The sequence below is a fragment of the Pseudoalteromonas sp. P1-13-1a genome, from assembly GCF_001401875.1.
Taxonomy (GTDB): Bacteria; Pseudomonadota; Gammaproteobacteria; order Enterobacterales; family Alteromonadaceae; genus Pseudoalteromonas.
On record NZ_LKDV01000001.1, the window covers coordinates 211824 to 238003 of the forward strand.

Here is a 26180-nt window from a genome sequence, read left to right on the forward strand (position 1 = left end):
ATTAAAGGGTGTTGAACTGATTAAATTTAAATACCTCAACCTTTAAAACATAGTAACTGCGAAGCGGGCAGCGGTTTACTAAAGTAGTAACCTTGAATCAGATCGCAGTCTAGCTTAGCAAGTAATTGTTGTTGTGCTGATGTTTCTACGCCTTCAGCGACCACACTTAAGCCTAAACTATGCGACATTGCAATGGTTGCTTTAACTAAGCTGTAGTCTTCTTTGTTTTCGGTAATACCACAGATAAAGCTGCGATCTATCTTTAATACCTCAAACGGGTATTGCCTTAAATAGCTAAGCGATGAGTAACCTGTGCCAAAGTCATCCATGGATAGTTTAATACCTAGCTTATTAAGTGCATGCAAAGACTCTGTAATATTTGTTTGTACACTCATTAGCACACCTTCGGTAATTTCAAGCTCAACATATTTCGCACTCACGCCAGTTTTTTCTAACGTGCTTGCTATAAAACTTAGCAGCTCTGAATCTCTAAACTGGCTTGGTGATAAATTAATAGCCATGCTGTAGTTTTGTTGAGAGCTTGCCTGCCACCGTGTTAAAAATGCTAATGCCTGCTCAATAACAAACTTGCCAATAGGAATAATTAAACCTGTTTGCTCTGCTAACGGAATAAACTCATCGGGCATAACTTTACCAAGCACATTATTGTCCCAGCGTAATAATGCCTCTGCTCCGATTATTTTATGTGTTTTAGCATTGCATTTAGGTTGAAAATACAATTCAAATTCGTTTTTTTCTAATGCAACATGCATCTGCTCTTCGATTGCTAAACGCCTTTTTATGGCTGTATTCATCTCGTTGGTAAAACAAGCGTAGGTATTTCTGCCAAGTGCTTTTGCTTGGTACATGGCTGTGTCTGCATGGCGCAATAAATCGGAGGCCGTTCCCCCGTTACCTGGGTATAAAGCCACGCCAATACTCAGTGTTAATAATAGCTCGCGACCATCTATTTCAAAGGGATTTCTAAAGCTTTTTAGTAAGCGTGTAACAATCTCATCAACTTGTTTTTTACTCTTCAGATCTGGTTGTAAAATAATGAACTCATCACCTCCTAATCTGCCTACGGTCGCGTTTTCATTAACTATTTGACTAAGTTTATCCGCAGCGCTAATAAGTAATGAGTCGCCAATTTCATGCCCCAGTGTGTCGTTTACTTTTTTAAAGTCATCTAGGTCTATGAAAATAACAGCGGCTAAGGTGTTTTTTTCTTTTGCAGTGTTAATTAGCTGAGTTAGTCGTTTTAAAGAATTAAAACGATTAGGAAGTAGTGTTAAGCTATCGTAATAGGCTTGTTTGCGTATAAGTTTATTAGACTCGTGCTGCTCTGTGATATCACGTATTATCACCATGATTTGATTTGAATGATGTAAATAGCTCACCCTTGCCTCGAAATACAACACACCTTTTGGGACTAAAAGTTCATATTCAAAGCATACAATGCCTTTATTTATTAGAAGTTCTTTAATATTTTCTTCAAATATTTTAGCTACGCCTTTGGGTAACACACTAAACATCGACTTATTTAAAAATTGTTCTGGTTGTAAATGAAGGTTACTAAAATCATTAGCATGATAATCAACTATGGTACCCTCGGGTTTAAGCAAAAAATAAAGGTCAGGGATAGCTTCAAATACTTTTTCAAGCATCTGCTGTTTATCCATGGCTTGTGCTTGTGCCTGCTTTACCTCGCTCAAATCTATGTCAATGCAGTACATTTGCTTTACACCATGTTGATTTGTAAACATAACATGGCTTGAAAACACTGTTACATTGCCCCCATTTTGATGAACTAATGTAAGCTCTGCGGCAGGTATCTCTATATCATTTATAAGCCATTCACTATGGGCGGCTATAACTGCATCGCGCATAGGTGGTGGAATAATTAAATCTTCAAGTTTTTTTCCAGTTGCGTACTCTTTTGTGTAGCCATAAAGCAGCTCACTGCCTTTATTCCAGTAAATAACGCGTCGTTGCTCATCGTATCCTTGAACTGAAATACTGTGTATCGCATCAAATAACTGATGAAGCGGATCGTTCAGTACAAATTGGTGTGACAGTGTTTGAACCGTTTTTAATGACTTCATTTATACGTTACCTAAAGAACTTATTAACTAAATAATAGGACGTACTTTTTAAATTAACACTTTTAGGTTGGTTTTTAACTGATATACGTTTACATAAGGTATAAAAAAAGGAGCCAAAGCTCCTTTTTAAATGTTATTACAGTTAATTAGCTTACATATTAGCTGGGTGCTCTACCCCGACCCACGCCTTAAATAAGGCGCGTTGAGATAAAGTGGCATTTTTATCAGCAACCACCTTTTTAGGTTTATCATAATCCTGCGATAAAACCAGGGTTGTTGATTGAAGTGCATCTCGGCGAATAAAATCAATAGTCACCTTTTCACCCGCTTTAAACACCTCTAAGCTCGATTTTAAATCTTTCCCTACATGTTGCTTGTTTACAGCCACAATTTTATCGTCAGTAGTTAAACCAGCTTGCCATGCGGCGCCCCCTCTGCGCACATGAGTAAGCGTTAATAATTCACCACTATTTTTTGCAGTGGCATCAATACTTGCTAGTGGCTTAGCGTTCTCGGGGCGGGTTAGTTTCAAGCCAACTTTGGCCAATAACGCATCAAAATCTATATCAGCTGGGGTGCTTACTTTATCGTGCCACCAAGCTGTATAGTCTTCACCTGTGAGCTCTTTTAATATGGTAAGTACATCTTGCTCAGTAAATCCCTGTGGTAACCTGTGCTTATTGTATAAAGCATTGTGTACTTGGCGGTAGTTAACTTTTGCTTTGGTTGTTTCTAATAAATGTATATCAAGCAACATAGAAAGCAATGAGCCTTCTAAATATATATTGGTGCTGTAATTTCGCGCGTGGTCACCGCCTTGGTTTATCCACTTATCAAAGCTTGTTTCACTGGCACTTTGTACTTCTCGCCCTGGTGTTTGTAAATGACGGTTGATGGTTTTACTCATCACTTTAAAAAATTCATCGGTGGTTTCTATGCCAGAGCGCACCAATAAGTGATCTTCAAAATAGCTAGTGGAACCTTCCGAAATCCATAATAAATTAGAGTAGTTCATGTTAGTGTAATCATAAGGTACCAACCCTTTAGGACGGTAGGCTTTTACATTCCAGGTATGAATAAACTCATGCGCGGCGGTACTTATAAAGCCTAAATAATCTTCGCGACTACCAAACCGATCTCTTGGGCGCTGTATAATGGTTGAGTTTAAATGCTCAGTTGCTCCGCCGGCACCTGATGTAGCATGGACCATAAATACATAACGCTCATACGGGTAGCTATTCCAAATAACATTACCTGTGGTCACCAATTTTTTTAAATCAGTCAGCATTAGTTGCTCATCGTAGTTGCCCTCGCCCCATATTACTAGCTCGTATTGGCGACCATCTACTTCAAATTTATGAAGTTTGTTAATTCCTGTTTCTATTGGTGAGTCTACCAGTACATCGTAATCTGCGGCTTTAAAACTGTGTTTATTACTACCATTTTCCATACCAGATACAGAGCGCCACGCTTTAGGCACCTTTAAATCTACGGTAACAGGTTCTTGGCGAAACGATTCACTAAACATGAAAAAGCCAGATGCATCAATGAAGGCATGGCTATCGTCTATGTGGCGTGCACGTTTACCTAACTCGTTTGCATATACTTGATAATCAATATTCACCTGTGTTGGCTCAACTAAGTGCACACGCCATGTGCTGTGGTTAATTTTTTCCCATTTTAATGCATTGCCATTGTCGTCTGTGGCCGCAAAATAACGTACCCCATTAGCTAAATTTAATATTTCGTAGCGCCCAGTGCGCCATGCAGGCAATTTAACATCGATATGCGATTGCGCCGATTTTGGAAATTCTACACTCACATTGCCTAAATGGTGTTGAGGCTGTGTAATACTTAATGAGTAGTTAACATCAGCTAACGCAGGGGCAGCACAACAGGCCGCTAACATAGACAGGACAAAACGCTTTTTCATAATGACTCAAAGTTACTTATTATTTGAAATAAGCCTAACAAGGCATAAATTAAAAGTGAATTAAAAACGATAAACAACCTAATAGCTCAGTTTACATGCAGGGTCTAAGTAAAAATGCTAAGTTTTTAATTAGATAACTACACTTAATATGATTTTGTTGTAAACTGAAGGTAATGTAATTAATACGATGGCGGTATGCTTAGGTGTCTGAAAACTCTAACGCTGTAGATAAAAAGTTAAAGCAAGCAATTGAAGCAAGGATAGCCATTGAAAATGCGCGTAAGCTCCAAGTTGATACTTTATCAAATCTAACTGCAAAGCTGTCTTTAAGCTGCAAAGGGCTTGATATTGAGCTTGATAATAAACTCGCTAAATTTAGAAATTCGCTAAATAAAGGTGTTGGGTTTGAAGTATTATCGCCTTTAATAGATGACATATTATTGTTATTACAAAACCAAGAAACGTTACAAGCTGCCCATCAACGAGAGCTGTTTTCGAGCGTACAAACAGCCGGTAAGCTTTTACAAAAAACCAAAGGCTTGCCAGACGATACCCGTCGCACCTTAAGACATTTGCTCGACCACGAAATTAATAATGTACAGTCTACGCACGATTACATTCCGATTTTAAATCAGCTAATAAACTTTTATCATCATGCTTTACAGAGCAAGCTATCAGCCACGGATGAAACAAGCGTTAATGCCTCTCCTCGTATGGCTAAAAAGTTATTAGAGCTTGCAAATGAGCTGGTATTAGAGGATGAATCGACAGAGCAAATTAAACAAATAAAAAATGCGATTACCGAAAACGATAATGTAGAAGCGCTGTTGCAAGCCGCTTTAAATATAATTAGCGTTGTGGTTAAAAATATTAGTAAAGAGCGCCAATCGGCTCAAAGCTTTTTAGTCTCGCTTAATCAAACCTTAGAAGAGTTGCACTCATCTATTGTATCTACCAGCCAACACTCTAAATCAATGGGTGAAGAGTTCGATACGCTCAACAAACGTATTGAAGGGAAAATAAAGCACCTAAACGAGCAAACCCAATCGGCTACGTCTATTTCCTCATTAAAAGAATTAGTAGACAACGAGCTAAGATCGCTCAGTAAAGACTTTATTGCTAAAGAGCAGCTAGAAAGAAAAGACCGCGAAACACTGATTGCCAGTTTTGATGAAATAAACGATCGAATTGGTAGCTTAGAAGGCAAACTAACTAAATATAAAAAACGCCTAAACGAGCAACGCTTTAAAAGTTTACTCGACAGCCTTACAAAACTTCCAAATAGAGCAGCCTTTGATGAGCGTTACAACCATGAGCTTCACTTATTTAATGTGCAGGCTTCGGATGTTACCCTAGTGGTTATTGATGTTGATCACTTTAAGTCAATTAATGACAGGTTTGGGCATACTGCAGGCGATATAACATTGCAAGTTATTGCAAAAGCGCTACAAAAATCAGTCCGCCAGTCAGATTTTATAGCCCGCTACGGCGGAGAAGAATTTGTTTTACTTATGCCTGGGCTTTCGTTGTCGCATGCAGCACAACCACTAGAAAAGCTAAGAAAAGTGATTAAAAATATTCCTTTTAAATTTAGAGAAAAAGAAATAGAAATCACTATTTCGTTAGGTGCTACACAATTTAAAAAAGGCGATACACCGCTCAAAGCATTTGACAGAGCAGATGACGCCCTCTATGAAGCAAAAAAAACGGGTCGGGATCGCCTTTGTATGAGTAAATAATGTCATAATTCTCAATTAGTTTGAGTGCTAAAGTAAATGACATGCAGTTTTTACATTTTAAGCAACAAGGAGAATGCCGATGTTAATACAGTTAAACCCGACTGGGGTTTTAGATTTACTGTCACAATTGGAAGTTGATTTATTAGAGCAATCTTCAGCCAGTGAACGTTATCGACTTTTTAGAAACTGTGCCTTAGCCGTCCTAAACGTAGGCAGCCACACAGATGCTAGTAATGAAATTTACGACAAATACCAAGACTTTGATATACGCCTAGTCAGTCGCGAACGTGGCATTAAAATTGAGTTAGAAAATCCTCCCGAAACCGCCTTTGTTGATGGTGAAATAATTACCGGTATTCACGAGCATATTTTTTCGGTGATCCGCGATATTTTATTTATTTGCCAAAAATACGAAAAAGATCTTAAACAGCAAAAAGCCATTACCCACATGGTATTTGATATGCTTAGAAACGCCGGCGCACTGCGTGTTAACAGTGAACCAAATATGATTGTATGTTGGGGCGGACATTCAATTAACGAAATAGAATATAAATACACTAAGCAAGTAGGTTACGAGCTTGGTTTACGTGGTTTAAATATATGCACTGGCTGCGGCCCAGGTGCGATGAAAGGCCCGATGAAAGGTGCCACTATTGGGCATGCTAAACAGCGCATTAGCGAAAACCGTTATCTTGGTTTAACTGAGCCCAGTATCATTGCCGCAGAGCCGCCAAACCCTATTGTAAATGAGCTGGTAATTTTACCCGACATTGAGAAGCGCCTTGAAGCATTTATTAGAACGGCGCACGCAATTATTATATTTCCTGGTGGTGCAGGTACTGCAGAAGAGTTACTTTATTTATTAGGTATTTTGCTGCACCCAGATAACGAAAAACAGTGTTTGCCTGTTATTTTAACTGGCCCTAAAGAAAGCGAAGCGTACTTTAGCGAGTTATGTAAGTTTGTAGAGCTAACATTAGGCAAAGAAGCCCTTGATAAGTTTGAGGTGATCATTGATGATCCTGCTTTAGTAGGGCAAAAATTAAAATCTGCTATGGCAAGTGTGCGTAATTACCGTAAAAGCCAAGGAGATGCCTACTACTTTAACTGGACACTTAAAATCGATAACGACTTTCAGCAACCTTTTGCACCTACGCACGAAAACATGGCCAGTTTAGATTTACACCTAGAACAGCCTAAGCAACATTTAGCGGCTAACCTACGTAGAGCGTTTTCAGGTATTGTTGCTGGCAATGTAAAAGATGAGGGCCTACGCGCCATAAAAGCACACGGACCCTATGTGTTAAGCGGTGAGCCTGAGTTAATGAAAGATATGGATAAACTATTACAGGCATTTGTAGACCAAGGTCGTATGAAGTTACCCGGTAGTAAGTACGTCCCTTGTTATGAAATAAAAGCATGAGTTTGACTATTTGAAACCCCATTTACTTTTAATTGATGCGCTTAATTTAATTAGGCGCATTTACGCAGTTGACGCCAACCAAACACACCATAGTGAAGAGCACATGCTAAAGGCCAGTTGTGCCCGCGTTGCACACGCGTGCAAAAAGCTTTTACAGTCAACAAATGCCACTCACGCTATCGCTGTTTTTGATGGAGATAAAAGCTGGCGCTATCACTTTTATAAGCAATATAAACACTCTAGAGCCCCCATGCCCGACACGCTCAAAAATGCCCTGCACAATTTTAAACAAGCTATAGAGCAAACGGGTATCGTTGTATTTGAACCGATTAACGATGAAGCTGACGATATCATAGCCACCTTAGCCTACAAAGCTGCTAAAAATAAGATAAACAGTACTATTGTTTCTACAGATAAGGGATTTTTACCCTTTTTGAACGACTATATTTGTGTGTACGATTATTTTAAAAAATGCTACCTAGATAACAACAGCATCGAGCAGCGTTTTGGCATTGAGCAAAGTAAGCTAATTGATTTTTGGGCCTTAGCTGGCGATAAAACTAACGATGTACCTGGCGTTAAGGGCATAGGGACTAAATCGGCTCAACTTATTGTAAATACCTACGAAAATATAGATAAGGCCATAGAAGACGACGCCCTATCAAGCAGTATTCAAAAAAAGTTAGTTGAGCAAAAAGACATGTATGTTATTTCTAAGCAATTAGTCACTTTACGTACAGATATACAGCTAGGCTTTAGTTTAAAGCAGCTAAGGTTACATTAGTCGCATGTTGATAGCACTGTTTACGCTCACAATTTATACTCTCAATATTGTTGCGAGCATGAGTGAAAAATGATTAAAAAGTTTATAAGGTACTTAATATTAGGGCTAGGATTATACGCGCTCATTGCGACTTTAGTGATCACCTTTTATAAAGATGACCCGCAAGCAATGATTTGGCAAGACCGTGAGGCCTTTAATGAACGCTACATCAAAAAGCTCTCAATTGATGAGGCAGTTACGTTAAACAGTGTACTCGATTATTTAGGCAGCCCGGATTTAACCTATGCCAAGCGCAATAAAGACCAAGTATGGCAGATTGTTTTTTACCGTACTCAGCACCAAACTTCAGATGGCATAACCACAATGGATGAATGCACCGGCTTATTATTTAAAAATGGTGAGTTATTTTTATGGGGCCCCAGCGCCTATACAACTTACCAGGAAAAGATCAGGTGATGGCCAATGGATGAGCCTATTTCAAAACAGTTAGTGCGGTTACTGCATAACACACAGCAAATACTGACAATTTATAATGACAAAACGCAGTGGCAACATCTTTATCCGCTTGTTGCGCAAACAGCCCAGCACTATCGTGTTTTATATCAGCAACATCCGCATGCGTTACAAGCGCGTTTGAGTTTGTACACCAGTCACTACGACTTTGCTACAAACCTCGTTATTAACCAATGTGTTATTAGCACAGCGCTGTGCGCTAGCCAACAGTTTGATGACGAGCTAACCGAGCTTTATGTTGGCGTTGCTTTAGTAGAGCATTGCTGTGTTGTAGCACAGCATAATAAAATTTCGCAGCAGCAAATGCTTACACTCAGCGATAAAAAAATATGGCGTTTTCGCCATCAGCTAGCAGCAAAAATGCTGCTCAGTGGGCAGCACCCTACTCAAAATAGCGTGCGTATGTTGGCTAAATTAAATAAATATAAACAAGCTTTATTGAGCAGCAGCGACATCATGCTATACGACAATGCCATAACCTTGTGTGCATTAAGTAATATTATAGCGATGAACATCACTTATACACCCAAAAAGAATCCATTAAATTTTTATAAAGCGCTGGGTGAATTATATGTCAAAACAACTAACCCATTTGCGCAAAGGTTAGTTAAAGATTTAATAGCGCATATAGGCCCACACCTCCCAGGCAGTAAAATTGTTTACAGCGACCAAGCAATGGTTTATCTCGCAAGTGATGAGACTAATAAACATATACTTATTAATGCCAATAATGAGAAAAAACTAGCATGGTACAAGGTTAAAGCCTCACTTAAAGATCAGCCACTGCAATGGCTATGTACTGATAAGCGGGTATTATTTTTAGCCTGGAACAATGAGCACTTGGTACGTAAAGCCCCGGCGCAAATAAGTTCTAAGGCCGAATTAATCGCATTAGTGAGCCATATAAAAGTAGCGCATGAATACAGTTTTAAAGGCTTAGATAAGTTACTGGCCCCTTTTAATGAAATAACACAAAAGCTCTGCCAAGCAGTCAGGCCCTATAACAACCAGCACCAAGCCGCCAAAGATTTACGCCATAGCTTGTCGATGGTCGGGTACGATAATGCACCGGCGATTATTCAGCGGGTTATATTTGAGCAGCTAGTTGATACATCGCACCATCCGCACAAACACATTGTACTGAATAAGCTTAACAGCTTTATTCGTATTTTAGCTTTAATGGTAAGTAATAACCCTAAACAGCAATTTGAACAAATAGCTTTGCCTATTTATGGTTACGTGCACTACTTATTAACCCATTGTAGTGCGCAGCTCTGTGCAAAAGTATGTATAAATAGTGCGCCTAACCAAACCTATAGTGCACCCTTAGCCGCCTTTTTTGGGGTTGAAACGTTTAATAATGAGCATTTAAATACTGAATTAGCACAGCTACTGAGTGATAACCCATGGACTAAGCCACTGCTCGATGCTGAGCAACACCCCAAAAAAGAGCTAAATGAGCAGCACAAATTATGGATTAGTTTAAAGGTTGTGGCGCAAAGTGTTTTCAAACCCGCCTTACCCTTGACCCCTTGGCAAAAACAAACTTTAAATGCGCAATTAAAAGCACAAGGATTTAAATCTAAGGGTGACTTTTTTGCGCAACTGCAAGGCTTATCGCTGTATAACAGCATTTAAGTCACTTATGCTCACTATAAACATAGGTTATACCCTGTATTTATAGTATAAACTGGCAAAATGGGCAATAAGTTGGTATAAATGCGCCCTCAAAATTTATCCACATACGTCACATAAATGACCTAACAAGCAGTTACTATTTTCAGTGATAATTTATGTGCGTTTTTTATTCTTTTAAAGGAAAAGTCAATGGCCAAACAAACCATCACAGTGATCAAAGGCGACGGCATCGGTCCGAGCATTATCGACTCAGCACTTGAAATATTAAAAGCCGCAGGTTGCGATTTTGATTATGAATTTGTTGATGCAGGCCTTGCTGCACTAGAAAAAACTGGCGAGCTACTTCCTCAAGAAACAATTGATACAATCGCTAAAAACAAAATCACGCTTAAAGGCCCATTAACAACTCCGGTAGGTGAAGGTTTTACGTCTATTAACGTTACATTACGTAAGCAGTTTGGTTTATACGCGAATGTGCGCCCTGTTAAATCATTTGTTGGTACTAAAGCACGTTACGATGATATCGATATCATTACTATTCGTGAAAATACCCAAGGTATGTACTCAGGTTTAGGTCAAGTTGTAAGCGAAGACGGTAACGAAGCAGAAGCTAAATCTGTAATTACTCGCGAAGGCGCTGAGAAAATCATCACCTTTGCTTATGAGTTAGCAGTACGTGAAGGCCGTAAAAAAGTAACCGCAGTACACAAAGCAAATATCTTAAAATCTACTTCTGGCTTATTTTTAAAAGTTGCACGTGAAGTTGCTGAGCGTTACCCGCAAATTGAATCAACTGAAATGATTGTTGATGCAACATGTATGAAGCTAGTAATGACACCAGAAGAGTTTGACGTTGTAGTAACGACTAACTTATTTGGCGACATATTATCAGATCTTTGTGCTGGCTTAGTTGGTGGTTTAGGTATGGCACCAGGTGCAAACATTGGTGAAGACGCTGCAATTTTTGAAGCAGTACACGGTAGTGCACCAGATATTGCTGGCAAAAACCTAGCAAACCCTACTTCTGTAATTTTAGCGTCTATCCAGATGCTTGAGCACTTAAATATGGGTGACACGGCTGAGCGTATTCGCAGCGCAGTAGCTGATGTAATTAAATCTGGCGATCGCACAACACGTGACTTAGGCGGCAGCCACGGTACAACTGATTTCACTCAATCAGTAATCGACCGTTTATAATTTAACAAAGTAAATCTTGTTTTAAGTCTAAAAAGCCAGCATCTTGCTGGCTTTTTTGTATTTTTAGTTAACAATAAACTAGTTCAACTACTGTCCAGTCACAGTCAATACGCATTAAGTAAAGCGCTCAAACCACTTATTTAACCATTATGTTTACTCGGTAAAATTAGCATAATTTCTTCATATTTTTTATGTAACTACAAATACCGTGCAATTTTTTAGTATTAAAATAAATTAATTTGAAATTTTAATCCAAAAAAACCTTTTCAAGGTTGACACGAGCACGTAAAACCCTTAAAAATAACCCCATATAGAATTTTTAATCTAAAGCAGCATTTTGCTTTTTATAAAGTGACAATTATGAAAAAACAACTTCACCTTTTAATCGTACTCGTAGTGGTCTTAGTGATAAGCCCAGCGGGGATGTATTAAAAAGTGAAATTGCTTTTTAAAAACCCTCGCATTACGCGGGGGTTTTTTTATGCATAAACAGCGCACAGAGGAATGAGGATGAGCAAACAAGAATATAATGGTTCTGAATTAGTTGTTCAGGCATTAAAAGATTTAAAGGTTAAGTATATCTTTGGCTACCCAGGTGGATCGGTTTTAGATTTATATGATGCACTTTTTCAACAAGAAGATATTGAACATATTTTAGTGCGTCACGAACAAGCCGCAACCCATATGGCTGATGGTTATGCCCGAGCTACTGGCGAAGTGGGTGTTGTACTTGCTACCTCTGGCCCTGGCGCAACTAACTGTATTACAGGTATTGCCACCGCTTATATGGACTCAATCCCGATGGTTGTTTTATCGGGGCAAGTACCTACAGGCTTAATTGGTGACGATGCATTCCAAGAAACCGACATTGTTGGCTGTTCTCGCCCAGTTGTAAAACATAGTTTTAACTGCAGAAGTGCTGAAGAAATTCCCGCTATTTTGGCAAAAGCGTTTTACATTGCAAGTACTGGCCGCCCAGGACCCGTTGTTGTTGAGCTACCAAAAGATATGCTTAACCCTGCTATTAAGTTTGAGTACCACTTTCCTAAAACCACCGAGCTTAGAACCTACAGCCCAAATACAAAGGGCCACTCTAAACAAATTCGCAAAGCAGTTACCGCAATTTTAGAAGCTAAAAAACTGGTAATTTACTCAGGCGGCGGCATTATTCTATCTAACACCTCTGAGCAATTAACCCGCTTAGTTGAATCGCTAAATGCACCTATCACTAATACATTAATGGGCTTAGGCGGTATTTCGGGTATTCACCCAAATTACGTGGGTATGCTGGGCATGCACGGCACGCTTGAAGCCAATAAAGCAATGGCAAATGCCGATGTGATTTTAGCACTGGGCGCGCGTTTTGATGATCGTGTAACCAATAACGTGCAAAAGTTTTGCCCCAATGCAACCATCGTTCACGTAGATGTAGATCCGACCTCTATTTCTAAAACCATTAAAGCCCATATTCCAGTTGTGGGCTGTTTAGCCACTGTAATGGATCAACTACAAGCGGGCATAGATAAAAGTAGCATTCAAATTGATCGCAGTGCCCAAGAAGATTGGTGGCGACAAATTATTAGCTGGCGTGAGCAAAAGTGCCTAAGTTACAACACCGATGGCGATAAAATTAAACCACAAGCAGTTATAGAAGCAGTGTATAAAGCCACTAATGGTGACGCCTATGTAAGCTCTGATGTCGGTCAGCACCAAATGTTTGCAGCACAATATTATCCATTTAAAAACCCTCGCCAATGGATCAATTCAGGGGGCTTAGGCACTATGGGCTTTGGCTTACCAGCAGCGATGGGGGTTAAGCTTGCTTTTCCTGATAAAGAGTCAGTATGTGTAACTGGCGATGGCTCAATTCAAATGAATATTCAAGAGCTATCGACATGCTTACAGTACAACTTGGCTGTAAAAGTAGTTTCGTTGAATAACCGCTCATTGGGCATGGTACGCCAATGGCAAGATATGATTTACGGTGGGCGTCATTCATCTTCCTATATGGACTCATTACCTGACTTTGTAAAACTTGTTGAAAGTTATGGCCATGTAGGCATAAAAGTAGATACGTTAGATGAGCTACAACCTGCTATAGATAAAGCTATGAGCATTAATGACCGTTTAGTATTTTTAGATATTAACGTTGATGAGAAAGAACATGTATACCCAATGCAAATCAAACTAGGTGGCATTGATGAGATGTGGTTACGTAAAGGAGTAAAAGCATAATGCGTCGTATATTATCTATTTTATTAGAAAACGAACCAGGAGCCTTATCTCGCATTGTTGGGCTTTTTTCACAGCGCGCCTATAATATAGATAGCTTAACAGTAGGCACTACGGATGATGAGTCACTGTCGCGTATCACCATTACTACTATGGGTGATGATAGAATCGTTGAGCAAATTACTAAACAAGTAAACAAACTAGTAGATGTACTTAAAATTATTGATTTGACCGAAATGAGTCACATTGAACGTGAATTATTACTTGTTAAAGTATTTGCCCAAGACGAAACCACACGTGCAGCTGTTACACGTGTTGTTGATGTATTTCAAGGTGCTATTTTAGATATGGGCCGCCAAAGTTACAGCTTACAACTAGTGAGCAGCACAGACAAAATTGAGTCATTTTTAGACACCCTACGCCATGAAACCGACATTATTGAAGTTGTGCGCTCAGGCGCTGTAGGTATTGGCCGTGGTGATAAGGCTCTAAAAGCATAAAGGTTAAACAGCTAAATTTTTAAATTAAAAGCCACTATTTAGTGGCTTTTTTGCAGGCAAAAAAAAAGAGCTAAATAGCTCTTTTTTAAAAAATTCTGTAAAGCGCCAATTAAGGGTTTACTTGGTCTTTAAGACCTTTACCTGCTTTAAAGCTTGGGATAGTTGCCGCTGCGATTTGGATCTCAGCACCCGTTTGTGGGTTACGGCCAGTACGTGCTGCACGTTCTTTAACTGAGAAAGTACCAAAACCTACTAATGCAACTGAATTACCTTCTTTTAAAGAAGAAGTTACAGCGCCAGTAAACGCATCAAGTGCACGTGTAGCAGCAGCTTTAGAGATTTCTGCATCAGTAGCGATTTTTTCAACTAATTGAGCTTTATTCATTGTTAGATTCCTATTCGTTATTATTTTGCCTTCGCAAAACCTATCTTTATGCATTTTTAAGGAGTTAGCAACAGCAAATTGCATTTTTTGCTTAAATACTTCGAAAATGCGTAAAATTTTAATAATTCTCGGTAAAATACAGCGTGTTGGGTTAACTAAAACTTAATTTAAGTACACAAAAGGCACACTTTAAATAACACACTGCTCTATATTTTTTCGATAACTAAGGTCACTTCCCCAACCTCGACACCAAACTTAACAATAGACGTACGGTTTATCAAGCGTGATTGTGTAACCAGGTACATCCAATCATCAAAGTTTACCTCAAGCGTACTGCCGTCATAGGGTAAAGCCACATTGTAGTTCCAATGAAACACACTGCCAGCACTGTTACCGGTTGCAATACCAAGCACGTCATCAGCACGACCCACTAAGCTATTATCGTCATTAAGAGTGATATACCAAATACGCTTTTGTGTTTCACCATCGTCATACACAAAGTCTTCCTCTATAACGCCTTCGTTGCCTTCCCAGCGCGCATTCATAGTAACCACAAGTTTACGTGTGAGTTCGCCTTTATAATCTTGCACAACACCATATGCTTTTAAATCACCACTAAAAAACGCTTTAAAATCAAATTCTGGGGTGCTGCTATTGTAGTGCTCTACTTTTGGCGCGGAGCAGCTCACTAAAAATAATGCAGCCATTAAAATACATAGCTGTTTAAATTTATTTATATTGCGCATGCTAATTTCCTAATAATTGTTTTCTAAGTGTTGGCTCTGAGGTGTTCGGGCTTAGCCAAATAGCTAAAAACTGGTTGGCAAATTGTGAGTCTGTTATCTCACCTAATTTTTTATCATTATGATAAAAAGTAGCCTGACCGCTTGGTGATGTTTGTAAGCTCAACGATTCGCCTTTTTTAATGTTAGGCCAAAGAGCGAGCAATTTATCAGCATACTTAGCTGATAAATCACTTTTACCTAAATGCAGCCATTGCTCTTTAGTGGCTTTAACAATGTCTTTTGCTGCGAAGTCTCGCAAATAGGTGAGCGTAAATTTAACTGGGTGCACTCCCTGTTTGTAAGTCCCTGAAGGGGTATATAATGTAGCATCGTAAACATCCCAGAATAAATATTCCATACGCGCCTCGCCCACTTTTTTAAAGTCAGCCTGCTCTTCGCTAAAGCTCAAAGGGGTAAACAAAGTTGCCATAATCATTGTGGCGGTTATTGCACATTTTTTTGCGGTATTAATCATACAAGCTCCTGTTATTGCTTGCTAATATTCAAAAACGCTTTAATTTTTTGGTTGATAAAAAGTATAAGTGTAAAGGCTGCAGCCCAAAGTGCGCCGTACAGAAGCCAAAATGCCCATACAGGTGTATAAATACTAAGCACGCCAAATTTAGCGCCAGAATAATAACTAATAGGCGCAAAGACTAAGCACACAAAATAGGCTTGCCAAAATTTTAGTTTAGTAATAAACGCCATTGATGTGTTTATGCAAAGCAATAATGCTGCCCATAGCAAGGCTAACCAAAGCGGGAAAGGTGATACTTTAAATTCCAAAAGGCTTAACTGCACAGCCGTGTATTCACATAACAGCGCAATAGGTAAAGCTTTAGCTAGAAGCAACGCGTCATGCTTATGTTGCTTCGATAAAACGAACATAAGCACAACAATAACAGAGGTGTATAATACAGATTGGGCTTCTAAAAACAGCGATAAAAACCACACCGTTTGAAAAAGTACAAAATTAATAATTAAGGGCAATTTCGTCATTTTGACTAGTGAAACGTGGTTTACGCGCCGTTAAATGAACGGTACTGGTTGCTCGCGTTCTAAAAGCGCCTTCACAGTAAGCAAAGTAAAACAACCATAACCTGTAAAAACGCTCATCAAATTTGTCACTGTCTAGGGTGTGCCAGTTATCAATGAAGCGAGTACGCCAATCAGCGAGTGTTCTAGCATAATGCGCGCCTATGTCACTTACCGTATGAATAACCATATCGGTGTTGTTTTTAATTTGCTCGCTCATCTCATTAAGTGAAGGCAAACAACCTCCAGGGAAGATATACTGCTGAATAAAATCTGAGTTTTTTAAATAATGTTGATAACGCTGATCGCCAATAGTAATTGCTTGAATAAGCATTGCACCGTCTTCTTTAAGTAGGTTATTACACTGCTTAAAAAAGCTAGGTAGGTATTCATGCCCTACTGCTTCTATCATCTCTATTGATACGAGCTTGTCGTATTGACCTTCTAATAAACGATAATCGAGCTTAAGCAATGTTATGTTATTTTCAAGGCCTAACTGTTTAACCTTGTTTTCAACATAAGCATATTGTTCATCCGAAATCGTTGTTGTGGTCACATGGCAGTTATAGTGAGTCGCTGCGTAAATGGCAAACGCACCCCAGCCTGTACCAATTTCTATAACTGTATCGCCTTCGTTTATTTCTACTTGCTCACAAATTTGCTTAAGCTTATTTTGTTGAGCGTCCTCAAGGGTTGCCTCTTTTGTTGGATAAACAGCACAGGAATACAGCATTTCATCACTTAAAAATGACTCATATAAATCGTTTCCTAAATCGTAATGGGCAACAATATTCTTTTTCGAACCAGATTCTGAGTTGCTGTTTTTAAGATGTTTAAATCGGTGGGCTAGGCCACTAAAAAAAGAGAATTTTTTTTCAAATGCATCAAGTTGCTTTTGGTTTATAGCAAAAATTTCGATAAGTTTGGTCAAGTTATCACACGACCATTGCCCAAGAATATAAGACTCACCAGCCCCCACACTTCCAGACATAGCAAATGCCTTGTACATGGCAGTGTCGTTAACGGTGATAGTGGTTTTTAAGTCTGAATGCTGATGACCAAATACTGTTGAGCGGCTGTTCTCAACTAACACTATTTGGCCTATTTCAATACTTGCAAAGGCTTTGGTGACTAGCTTTTTATATAAATTTGTAAACCATCCAGTTTGCTCTTGGCAGTTTATACTCGAGACTTTTTCCATCTTAAACCCTTTATAATTTTGTCACTACCCGCAACTAAGCTAGTTTAACTATACTAAGGTTTTCCTGAATGACCTAAAAAAGGAACCCTTTTTATAAACAACTTAAGTGCTTGCACATAAATACCTTTGAAAATAGACAAAGTCATCGCAGGAAATTTTTTTAATAATTTAGTAACTTCTTGCTTAGTTAACTGACTTCGCTTTAATCGTAAAGACGCGTCAAATAACAACTCATCTCCACGTTTATTTTCTATATGAATTAATGTGTTATCGGCAGTATGTTGTACCTGCCAATGGTAGTCCATATCTAAATTCATAAAGGGTGATACGGAGAAAGCTTTTTTAAAGTTCACTTTTTTTTGTAAGGGCACCAAATAATAATGGCGTTCATTCCAGGGTGTATTACTCACCTCGGCCACCATATATTCAAAATTGTCGGCGCTATTACCGTAAAAGTAAAAATTTACAGGGCTAAAATAAATGCCCAAACACCTAAGTTGGCCAAGCATATAAATATGCGAAAACGATTCTTTAACCCCTAGTTTTTCTATTTGGCATTGTGCACGTTCAAAAATGCTGAGTGGTTCTGAATTAGATTGTAAAGTTAAATAATCAGCCTGGTTAAACCGCAATACTTTAAAACCAAATGTACCCAACATAGGATGAATGTTGTTAAGCAATAAAGGATTTTTTAAATCAATCCACATCATGTAGAGAGGGTATTTAAACTTATGACTTTTTTCAGAGAAGCGGCGATGCCTCACATCGCCTAAGTAAACAGCGCTATTCAAATTCAACACCTAACTGCCTAGCGACATCAACCCCACTGCGTACGCCATCTTCATGAAAACCGTTATACCAATAAGCACCACAAAAATAACTATTGTTTTGGCCATCAACAGTGTGTTTAAGTTTTTGTGCGGCAATGGAAGATTCGTTAAACACAGGGTGATGATAAGTAAACTCACGTAATATATTCGCTTTGTTAATCCCTTCTAAGTGGTTAAGGGTTACACAAAATTGCGTATCAGAGTCTATACCTTGCAGTATATTCATCTGGTAGGTTACAACGGCTGCTTTATCTGTATTTTCATTTAGTAAATAGTTCCAACTTGCCCAAGCTGCTTTTCTATCGGGTAACAAACTAGTGTCTGTATGCAAAACTACCGAATTTTCTGTGTATGGAATTGCACCTAATACAGATTGCTCTTGCTCAGTAGCATCGCCAAGTAACGCTAGTGCCTGATCAGAATGACACGCAAATACCACTTTATCAAATTCAGCTTGCTCCCCATTTTTTAGGGTTATGATTACTTTATCACTTACACGAGTAACCGTCTCAATGTCGGTATTTAGTTTTATTTGATCTGCAAACCCTTTGATAAGTGGCTTAATATATTGTTTGGAGCCACCTGGAATTACATACCACTGCGGCCTATTTGTAATATCTAGTAAACCATGGTTGTAAAAAAAGTTTACAAAAAACTCTACGCCAACATTTTGCATCTCTTTAATGCTGGTTGACCAGATAGCGGCACCCATAGGCAAAATGTAATGGTATTTAAAAAAGTCATTAAAGCCGTGTGTATCCAATAACTGACCTAACGTTTGATTTTTAGGGTAGTTTTGCTCGCTGTGCATTGCTTTACATAATTTATTAAACTTAACTATATCGCTTAACAAGCGCCAAAACTTGGGCCTAAATATATTCCTTTTTTGGGCGAATAAACTGGCAAAAGTGTGACCGTTGTACTCAAAACCGCTTGCTTGATTGTGAACACTAAAGCTCATTTGCGTTTCTTGTCTATCTACGCCAATGCGCGCGAGTAGTTTTTCAAAGTACGGGTAAGTACGGTCATTAAATACTATAAAGCCTGTGTCTATTGCGCGTTTAACTCCAGCATCAGATATTTCTACTGTTGCGGTATGACCACCAATATAATCGTTTTTTTCAAATACGGTAATATCGTAATGTTTATGCAGTAAATGAGCACAGGTTAAACCCGATACGCCAGAACCTATTATTGCTATTTTTTTCAACGGGCTAGTCCTTTTGCTAAACGTAACCAAAGTGGTAACGGTAAGATTCGTAATGCTTTTAAAATAAGTGTAAACCGATAAGGAAAGTGAACTTCTTTACGGCGTTTATTAATTCCCTTAATCATGTAATCGGCAGCCTCAGTTGCGGTAACGGCCATAGGCATTGGGAAATCGTTTTTATCGGTCAGAGGGGTTTTTACAAAGCCTGGGTGCACTAAAGTAACATCAACGTCGTTTAAGTCGATTGCTAAACTTTTCGCTAAATAGCTTACCCCGGCTTTAGATGCACCATAAGCCTCTGAGCGTGGCAGAGGTAAATATGTAACACTTGAACTAACCAGTACAAGTTGTCCGCCTGTGCTAATTTTTGGCAAAAGAGCCTCAAGGCAATAGCCCATTGCTAGCAAGTTAACCGAAATAACGCGCTCAAACAGGGCGCTGTCAAAGTTGCGGGCATCATCAACGTATTCACAGTTACCGGCATTAAGAATAACCTTATCAAAAGCAGTAAACCCAAGGGTTGCTTGCTTTATATCTTTGAGATCTGTGGCATCGAACTGACAAGCTTTAATGTTGGTATGTTTTTCAAGCTCAGCTAGCTTTTCAAGGTTTCTACCGCAAGCAATCACCGTGTTACCTTGCTGGGCGTACTTTATTGCCAGTTGCTCGCCAATACCTGAGGTTGCACCTGTAATTAAAATATTCATCGCTACCCTGCTCGTTTATCTATGTAATTTATAATGCCACCCAAAATAGGAATATGCTTGTATAGCATTTCACCTACATTAAAATAGTCGCGGTGATTTATAATTTTACCTTCTTTAAATACCAACTTACTGTGCCCTTCTACCGATATAGTTTTGCCAGAAGCCAGCTTTGGGTGAGCGTAATGCATAGTCCAATACAAAAATGCTTTGTCATCACGCTCGTAGGTGTCGCTAATATCAAACTGACAATGCTTAACATTACTATATAAGTTAGAAAAGTATCGGGTAAGCTCTGTTAACCCGTTTATTTCGTGCATTGGGTCTTTAAATTTAATTTGCTCGCTGTATATATCATGGAGCAAATGCAAGTTTGATTTATCGAGTTGTTGATATATTTCTACAAATTTTTCTAGCGGTAATGCTGTTTCCATATCACACCTTAAATGCAGCTATTGCACGTTCGCGAGCTGCTTTATGATCAACAATTGCCGGCCAGTAACAGTGCTTATCCCCCCCTATTGAGCCTAAGTAAGCATGAGGAAAATGGATATGTTTATCTGGCACTTTTTCAAGCTCTGGTAAATATTTACGTATGAATTTACCATTAGGATCAAAGCGCTCACTTTGAGTAATAGGATTAAACACGCGAAAATAAGGTTGCGCGTCACAGCCTGTGCTTGCAGCCCACTGCCAGCCGCCATTGTTAGAGGCTAAATCACCATCAATAAGATGCTGCATAAAAAACGATTCGCCCTCTCGCCAGTCAATTAATAAATGTTTGGTTAAAAAGCTGGCAACCACCATTCTTAATCTATTATGCATCCACCCAGTTTGAACTAACTGCCGCATTGCAGCATCAACGAGTGGGTAACCTGTTTTTCCCTCGCACCAGGCTTTAAAGTCAGCCTCGTTTTTACGCCATGTTACGCTATTGTATTTTTCATTAAAGTTATCACCACGAGAAAGCTTAGGAAATTGCGCAATTAAATGACGATAAAATTCGCGCCAAATTAGCTCGTTTATCCAAGTAAAAGTTTTACTTTTAGAGGTAGTTAAAATATCTGGGTAGCGGTTTTGAATATTAACGAGTAACTGCTTTGGGCTTATAATACCCAGCGCTAAATACGGGCTCAAACCCGAAGTGCCCTTGATACTAGGTATATCACGCTGATCGTCGTAACTACTTAATTTGTCGCAAATAAAATTATCAACAATGGTGGCTAAGCTGTCATCATCAACAGGCCATTTTTCTGAGCTACCATCGCCTTTTAAAACCGGTGAATTGGTTTTACCTTCTGCCAGCTTTTTTAAAGGCCACGGTAGTAAACTAAAGTGAGTATCTTGATACTGTTTAAGCCACTGTTTTTTAAACGGCGTAAACACCTTATACATTTCGTTACTTTGATTTTTAACAGTGCCTACAGGTGCTATTACATCGCCTTCATAAAGCGTAAACGTGATATTTTTTTCATCACACTTTGTAAGAATTTGCGCATCGCGATTGACTTCATTTAACTCGTACTCTTTATTAGCAATTACATGTTCTACCTGATGTTTATCGCAAAACGATAAAAGCGCACTTTCACAATCAGCAAAGTAAGGTGCATCAATAATGTGAAGCTCTATCGCGTACTGCGCAAGCTGCTCACGTATATAATTGAGACGCCTTTTCAGTAAGTCAATTTGAATGGGAGCGGCATTGTGTTGTTGCCATTGTTTTTCGCAGATAAAAAAAATGGCCTTTTTAGCGCCATTATTTAGCGCTTCAATAAGCGCTTCGTTAGAAAAAAGGCGCAGATCGCGCCTAAACCAAAAAAGTGTATTCATTATATGCCGTAACGTAATTTTAGTTCATTAGGGTAAGGATTAAAAAACACCTGCTTTTCTAAGTATTCATTAGGGTGTACTTTAAGATGGTGCTTTAGCAAAGTAAGTGGCACATATAAAGGAACTAAACCTTGACGGTATTCATCGATTGCGTCACGCAATTCTTGCTTTTCAATCTTAGATAAATCTTTTTTAAAGTAACCTTGCAAGTGCATTAACGTATTACAGTTATTCCTACGCGATGCAGGCTTCTTAAGGCCATTCATTAACCCCAGAATGTACTCATCTGCTAAAGCGTTAATATCATCGCCTTTGTAAGTACCAAGTAAGTTACCTAAGTCGCGGTAGGCTTGATAATTATGAGCCATCAATAAGTACTTATATTGAGAATGAAATTGAGTAAGCTTATGTACTGTAAGCGGTTCAGAAGCTAATAGCTGCCACTGTTTGTAAGCGTACACCCGCATTACAAAGTTTTCGCGTAAGTGCATGTCGTTTAAGCGACCGTTTTCTTCACAAGGTAATAATGGATTGTGCTTCATTATTTGCTCAGCAAAAAAACCAACGCCTTCAGATGTATTACCGGTACCCGCTTCGTTATAAATTTTGATTCGTTCCATGCCACAACTTGGACTTTTAGCGCAAAATACAAAACCGCTTAAATGTTTAGCTTGCTCAGTGGCTACTTTTTTACCGTATTCAGTTAGCTTAGGCCCAACATCGCCAGTGCCATCAGGGCGGCATACTTTAATTGTATCGCCCACACGAACTTGGCGAATGGTTGGCCTAGGAATTGGTAAACCAACAGCTACCTCTGGGCAAAAACGCGTGTACTCTACATGTTTTCCAAGTTCATCCATACAAAAGTTAGACTTTTTATGGCCTGTATCAAAACGTACTTTTTCGCCTGCTAGGCAGGCGCTAATACCTATTTTTATTGTGTCTGTTTGCATAAATTCTCTTAATAAATCAAGTTACCTATAGGATTAAGTAACTTACTGAGCCCTTTATTAAAATGTAGCGCACTACTGACTACTGTAAAGCATAAACAGCCATCTTTTGTAAGTGGAGTATGTTGATGAGAGCCATCTTGCCAAATAAAGTCACCAGGCACGTAACTACCCTCTTCATCACTAAACTCGCCATCAAGTAACAGGGTTACTTCAAAGCCTGTATGAGTATGCTCTGGGATCTCTCCTCCTGCACCAATATGTAAAAGGCTTGATCGCAGCGGGCCATCATCAATAGCAACACGCGAGCGAGCAAGCTTACCCACTTGGGTAAAACGCCCATGAGAAATGCGTGTCAAAGCACGAGGTAATTCATAGTTGTGCTCATTGATTTGTACAGTTACTGGTTCTACTTCGTAAACTTCATCAATGCTAGCATCAGCAGTGATTAAATCTAACATGTCGGTGGCAAAGTCAGATGTTTGTAAATCATTGCTCAGGTTTAATTCATCAGACACATCTGGCGCCTCACTAAAGGCATCATTTGCATTGGCGGCTTCGAGCTTTGCTACTTTTGCTTGGCAAACCGGACACATATCAACATGAATAGAAACCGCAACACTTAACGATGCAGGTAACTGCGCTGAACAATATTGTGCTAGTAAAGATTCACTAGGGTGATGTTTAATCATGCTGATCTCCCATTTCATTACGTAATTTTTGCAAGGCTAAACGCAATCGTGATTTTACCGTGCCTACAGGAATATTAAGTTGTTGAGCAAGTTGCTCTTGCGACATATCTTGGAAATAAACACCTCTGACTACCTCTCGCTGTGCAGCTGGCAATTTATCTAGGTAGCGTTTTATTTGCTGGTCTTCCAAATGGTCGCTAAATTCAAGTGTTGTGTCTTGAGATTCGTTAATGAGTGGCCAAATATCTTCGCTTATGTTTTCTTCTTTATTACTTTTCATTTTACGAAGCATATCGAATGAAGCGTTACGCATCACGGTGTATACCCATGTAGTTGCAGCCCCTTTATCGCTATGATACAAATGCGCTTTACGCCACACTGAGGTTAATGTTTCTTGTACAAGCTCCATTGCTTGTGCCTCTGAACCAAACTGCTTTATTCCAAAGCGTTTGATTTTTGGCGAAAAATATTCAAATAAGTAAGCAAACGCTCTCTTGTCTCGCGAAGTAGCTACATCAAGCAAAGCTTGCATAAGCTCTGCACTTGGCGTTTCTGGCATGGCAGTATATTTACCTGTATTAGGTTCACAACGTTGTGAGGGTTGTTGACTTACCATAATAATTAATCCCGTGTATGCTTTTGTACACATCTATACGCTAAGCAATTTATCGCAGATCACATTATTTTAGGCAAATTCATTGTTAATCACAGTATGGAGGAAGTTTAGTAAGTTAGCAAAGTTACTTTCGAACGCAAGTTGCTGTTTTTTATCAATAGATATAGGTAATAGTTCAAGCCAGCGCGCGGCAACCCAGGCTAAATTATCAAACTTGGTTTGCCTATATAAACTAGAGAGCTCTTTATTGTTTAAAAATATGTCCTGCAAAGAATCAGACAAACGTTGATTATCAGCCGAAATATCACTGTGTGAGTCATTGTACCAATACGGCGTATTGCAATCGCTTAATAAGCCGTGGCGCAATTCACTTTCATCTTGGTATACATCATTTATTTGCACGCTTTTAGCAGCGTACACATCAATGAGTAGCATATTGCTAGGGTCTTGATCAAAGTCGATAATATCGACCAAACAGCCCTGAGCGCTAATATTAAATGGCGTGTCGTGCTGATAGGTGCATAGTACAAAACCGACATTATTTTGTAGTGCGGTTTTTACCATGTTTAAATACCGAGGCTCAAATATACGTAAACGCGTATAGCCTTCTGGTAACACAAATATTGGTAATGGGAAAATCGCACGTTTCATAAAGTCTACTTCTTTAAATTACACTGCCTTTATTTACGTGCGCTTTTACTAAGTCGATCAGCTTACCTAAATCGAATTATCTACCCATTATTTAAAAGTTAATCCAACTACCCATACTTTTTATAACTTGAACCATATAGTAAACACTCATCATGCTTACAACAGGCGCCAACATAAGTGCAAATAATCCTAATTCGTTGCTCATCGTCTTATCCTTTTACACTTATTTAGCTTTAACTTCTGTAGTTACCACCATTGTAGACTGCGTGGTAACGTCAGTTTGTTCTTGCGCTTGATTAACTAATTGCTCAAGAGCTGCTTTGGCATCAAAACTAAGGCTCTGCGAAATTGATTGCTCGAGTTCTGCCGTTACTTGGTTAATATAGCTTGTTACGTTTTGCGTTATAATATCAGTTACATCTAGGTCCACTTCACTCGCCTGTGCCTGCGAAGAACCTAATACTAATAAACTTGCCATAGCGATTTTAATTGAATGTTTCATAATGGTATTCCTTGTTATGTATATTGTTTAGACGCAATAACATAATCAAGGGTTGTGCCAACAGAAAAATAAAAAGTAAACACTTGATATTTAAGAATTTAATTAGACTAATTAAAAATAGGCAGCGTTCAGTGCTGGTTAATTTAACTAACCTTTTTAATTTTTTGACTAATTATTAGCAAATAAATAAAGTTTAACTCTTCACAACTAAAAGTAACTCCCTGCGTTACTCTTTTGTGTGTTTAGCTAGTTTCACTTTTTTACCTAACCGATAGGCATCAGCCATACTTAATAACCATATAACCACCATTAAAGGAAGGTATTGATATTCCCCAAGCTGTGCACATTCACCTGATGGATTACGAGCAGCTTGTAAAATGCCAGAAGCCGTCATCGGAATTTTACCTGCTAAAATTTCATTTGCACTACATTGCGCTACAGCCAAAATATCACCTAATGTCATAAACAAAAATAGCGTAAATACACCTGCAAAAATGCAGCCTATTAAATGCTTTTTAAGCGAAAAATGCCCTGCCCCAGGATACACAATGGCAGTAAGTAAAACGGCTTTAAGCTCTTTTTTCATAATAAACGTGCCTTAATTAATTGAGACTATACGACCACACTATAACCGATTAATTCCTTTTAAAATCAATAAAAGTAACCAGACTAATTTACAGTAACAGTGATGGTATTGAAACATTGAGCGTACACCTGTACACTCA

Annotated in this window: 26 protein-coding genes; 8 read left to right on the top strand and 18 right to left on the bottom strand. The window is 38.8% G+C overall.

The genetic code is table 11. From position 1 onward, the window contains the following. Positions 1 to 35: 35 nt before the first annotated feature. Together AN391_RS01010 and AN391_RS01015 are read right to left on the bottom strand one after the other, a co-directional pair. Entirely contained in the window at positions 36 to 2105 is a 2070-nt protein-coding gene (locus AN391_RS01010) for a bifunctional diguanylate cyclase/phosphodiesterase (protein ID WP_055013655.1), read from the bottom strand. 151 nt (positions 2106 to 2256) lie between these two features. Further along, a complete protein-coding gene (locus AN391_RS01015) occupies positions 2257 to 4038 on the bottom strand; it encodes a M61 family metallopeptidase (RefSeq protein WP_055013656.1) in 1782 nt (593 codons plus the stop codon). 203 nt (positions 4039 to 4241) lie between these two features. Between AN391_RS01015 and AN391_RS01020 the strand changes: the two genes are divergently transcribed. From AN391_RS01020 to ilvN, 8 genes are all read left to right on the top strand, one after another. Next, positions 4242 to 5777: a GGDEF domain-containing protein gene (locus tag AN391_RS01020; RefSeq protein WP_055013657.1), complete on the top strand. Its 1536-nt coding sequence runs from the start codon at positions 4242 to 4244 to the stop codon at positions 5775 to 5777. 79 nt (positions 5778 to 5856) lie between these two features. Continuing rightward, the gene (gene ppnN, locus AN391_RS01025) at positions 5857 to 7200 is read left to right on the top strand and encodes a nucleotide 5'-monophosphate nucleosidase PpnN (RefSeq protein ID WP_055013658.1); all 1344 of its coding nucleotides are present in this window, start codon (positions 5857 to 5859) and stop codon (positions 7198 to 7200) included. A gap of 10 nt (positions 7201 to 7210) precedes the next feature. After that, positions 7211 to 7984 (top strand): flap endonuclease Xni, encoded by a 774-nt coding sequence (gene xni / locus AN391_RS01030; protein ID WP_055013659.1) that lies wholly within the window; start codon positions 7211 to 7213, stop codon positions 7982 to 7984. A gap of 69 nt (positions 7985 to 8053) precedes the next feature. Next, positions 8054 to 8440, top strand: a complete 387-nt coding sequence (locus AN391_RS01035) for a DUF3192 domain-containing protein (protein ID WP_055013660.1) — start codon at positions 8054 to 8056, stop codon at positions 8438 to 8440. 6 nt (positions 8441 to 8446) lie between these two features. Further along, on the top strand, positions 8447 to 10135 hold the full coding sequence (locus AN391_RS01040) for a hypothetical protein (RefSeq protein WP_055013661.1): 1689 nt from the start codon (positions 8447 to 8449) through the stop codon (positions 10133 to 10135). Between the two features lie 189 nt (positions 10136 to 10324). Next, positions 10325 to 11332: an isocitrate dehydrogenase gene (locus AN391_RS01045; RefSeq protein ID WP_055013662.1), complete on the top strand. Its 1008-nt coding sequence runs from the start codon at positions 10325 to 10327 to the stop codon at positions 11330 to 11332. Between the two features lie 510 nt (positions 11333 to 11842). Next, the gene (locus tag AN391_RS01050) at positions 11843 to 13567 is read left to right on the top strand and encodes an acetolactate synthase 3 large subunit (RefSeq protein WP_055013663.1); all 1725 of its coding nucleotides are present in this window, start codon (positions 11843 to 11845) and stop codon (positions 13565 to 13567) included. Next, entirely contained in the window at positions 13567 to 14064 is a 498-nt protein-coding gene (gene ilvN / locus AN391_RS01055; protein WP_004586403.1) for an acetolactate synthase small subunit, read from the top strand. Before AN391_RS01050 ends, ilvN begins: the two co-directional genes overlap by 1 nt. Positions 14065 to 14173: 109 nt before the next feature. Here ilvN and AN391_RS01060 read toward each other — a convergent pair whose 3' ends face one another. The 16 genes from AN391_RS01060 to AN391_RS01135 all read right to left on the bottom strand — a co-directional run bounded on the left by AN391_RS01060 (position 14174) and on the right by AN391_RS01135 (position 26041). Continuing rightward, entirely contained in the window at positions 14174 to 14449 is a 276-nt protein-coding gene (locus AN391_RS01060) for an HU family DNA-binding protein (protein WP_004586404.1), read from the bottom strand. Between the two features lie 206 nt (positions 14450 to 14655). Further along, positions 14656 to 15195 carry a DUF3833 domain-containing protein gene (locus tag AN391_RS01065; RefSeq protein ID WP_055013664.1) on the bottom strand — a complete coding sequence of 180 codons (540 nt, stop codon included), beginning with the start codon at positions 15193 to 15195 and terminating at the stop codon, positions 14656 to 14658. Between the two features lies 1 nt (position 15196). Continuing rightward, the gene (locus AN391_RS01070; protein WP_082422650.1) at positions 15197 to 15709 is read right to left on the bottom strand and encodes a chalcone isomerase family protein; all 513 of its coding nucleotides are present in this window, start codon (positions 15707 to 15709) and stop codon (positions 15197 to 15199) included. An 11-nt stretch (positions 15710 to 15720) separates the two neighbouring features. Beyond that, complete coding sequence (locus AN391_RS01075) at positions 15721 to 16233, bottom strand: DUF2878 domain-containing protein (protein ID WP_055013665.1); 513 nt, start codon at positions 16231 to 16233, stop codon at positions 15721 to 15723. Then, positions 16208 to 17470 carry a cyclopropane-fatty-acyl-phospholipid synthase family protein gene (locus AN391_RS01080; protein WP_055013666.1) on the bottom strand — a complete coding sequence of 421 codons (1263 nt, stop codon included), beginning with the start codon at positions 17468 to 17470 and terminating at the stop codon, positions 16208 to 16210. The genes AN391_RS01075 and AN391_RS01080 overlap by 26 nt, the downstream gene beginning before the upstream one ends. Before the next feature lie 53 nt (positions 17471 to 17523). After that, positions 17524 to 18261, bottom strand: coding sequence for a DUF1365 domain-containing protein (locus AN391_RS01085; protein WP_055013667.1), 738 nt, complete (start codon positions 18259 to 18261; stop codon positions 17524 to 17526). After that, positions 18254 to 19510 carry an NAD(P)/FAD-dependent oxidoreductase gene (locus AN391_RS01090; protein WP_055013668.1) on the bottom strand — a complete coding sequence of 419 codons (1257 nt, stop codon included), beginning with the start codon at positions 19508 to 19510 and terminating at the stop codon, positions 18254 to 18256. Before AN391_RS01090 ends, AN391_RS01085 begins: the two co-directional genes overlap by 8 nt. Beyond that, positions 19507 to 20217 carry an SDR family NAD(P)-dependent oxidoreductase gene (locus AN391_RS01095; protein ID WP_055013669.1) on the bottom strand — a complete coding sequence of 237 codons (711 nt, stop codon included), beginning with the start codon at positions 20215 to 20217 and terminating at the stop codon, positions 19507 to 19509. The genes AN391_RS01090 and AN391_RS01095 overlap by 4 nt, the downstream gene beginning before the upstream one ends. 2 nt (positions 20218 to 20219) lie before the next feature. Beyond that, the gene (locus AN391_RS01100; protein ID WP_055013670.1) at positions 20220 to 20648 is read right to left on the bottom strand and encodes a nuclear transport factor 2 family protein; all 429 of its coding nucleotides are present in this window, start codon (positions 20646 to 20648) and stop codon (positions 20220 to 20222) included. Between the two features lies 1 nt (position 20649). Next, positions 20650 to 22044, bottom strand: coding sequence for a deoxyribodipyrimidine photo-lyase (gene phrB, locus AN391_RS01105; protein WP_055013671.1), 1395 nt, complete (start codon positions 22042 to 22044; stop codon positions 20650 to 20652). After that, positions 22044 to 22997: a DUF523 and DUF1722 domain-containing protein gene (locus tag AN391_RS01110; protein WP_055013672.1), complete on the bottom strand. Its 954-nt coding sequence runs from the start codon at positions 22995 to 22997 to the stop codon at positions 22044 to 22046. The genes phrB and AN391_RS01110 overlap by 1 nt, the downstream gene beginning before the upstream one ends. Before the next feature lie 8 nt (positions 22998 to 23005). Further along, positions 23006 to 23686 (bottom strand): ChrR family anti-sigma-E factor, encoded by a 681-nt coding sequence (locus AN391_RS01115; RefSeq protein WP_055013673.1) that lies wholly within the window; start codon positions 23684 to 23686, stop codon positions 23006 to 23008. Then, positions 23679 to 24302 carry a sigma-70 family RNA polymerase sigma factor gene (locus AN391_RS01120; protein ID WP_055013851.1) on the bottom strand — a complete coding sequence of 208 codons (624 nt, stop codon included), beginning with the start codon at positions 24300 to 24302 and terminating at the stop codon, positions 23679 to 23681. Before AN391_RS01120 ends, AN391_RS01115 begins: the two co-directional genes overlap by 8 nt. 69 nt (positions 24303 to 24371) lie before the next feature. Further along, the gene (locus AN391_RS01125) at positions 24372 to 24953 is read right to left on the bottom strand and encodes an LON peptidase substrate-binding domain-containing protein (protein WP_055013674.1); all 582 of its coding nucleotides are present in this window, start codon (positions 24951 to 24953) and stop codon (positions 24372 to 24374) included. Between the two features lie 223 nt (positions 24954 to 25176). Continuing rightward, positions 25177 to 25455: a hypothetical protein gene (locus tag AN391_RS01130; protein WP_055013675.1), complete on the bottom strand. Its 279-nt coding sequence runs from the start codon at positions 25453 to 25455 to the stop codon at positions 25177 to 25179. A 226-nt stretch (positions 25456 to 25681) separates the two neighbouring features. Next, positions 25682 to 26041, bottom strand: coding sequence for a hypothetical protein (locus AN391_RS01135; RefSeq protein WP_055013676.1), 360 nt, complete (start codon positions 26039 to 26041; stop codon positions 25682 to 25684). Between the last annotated feature and the right edge of the window lie 139 nt (positions 26042 to 26180).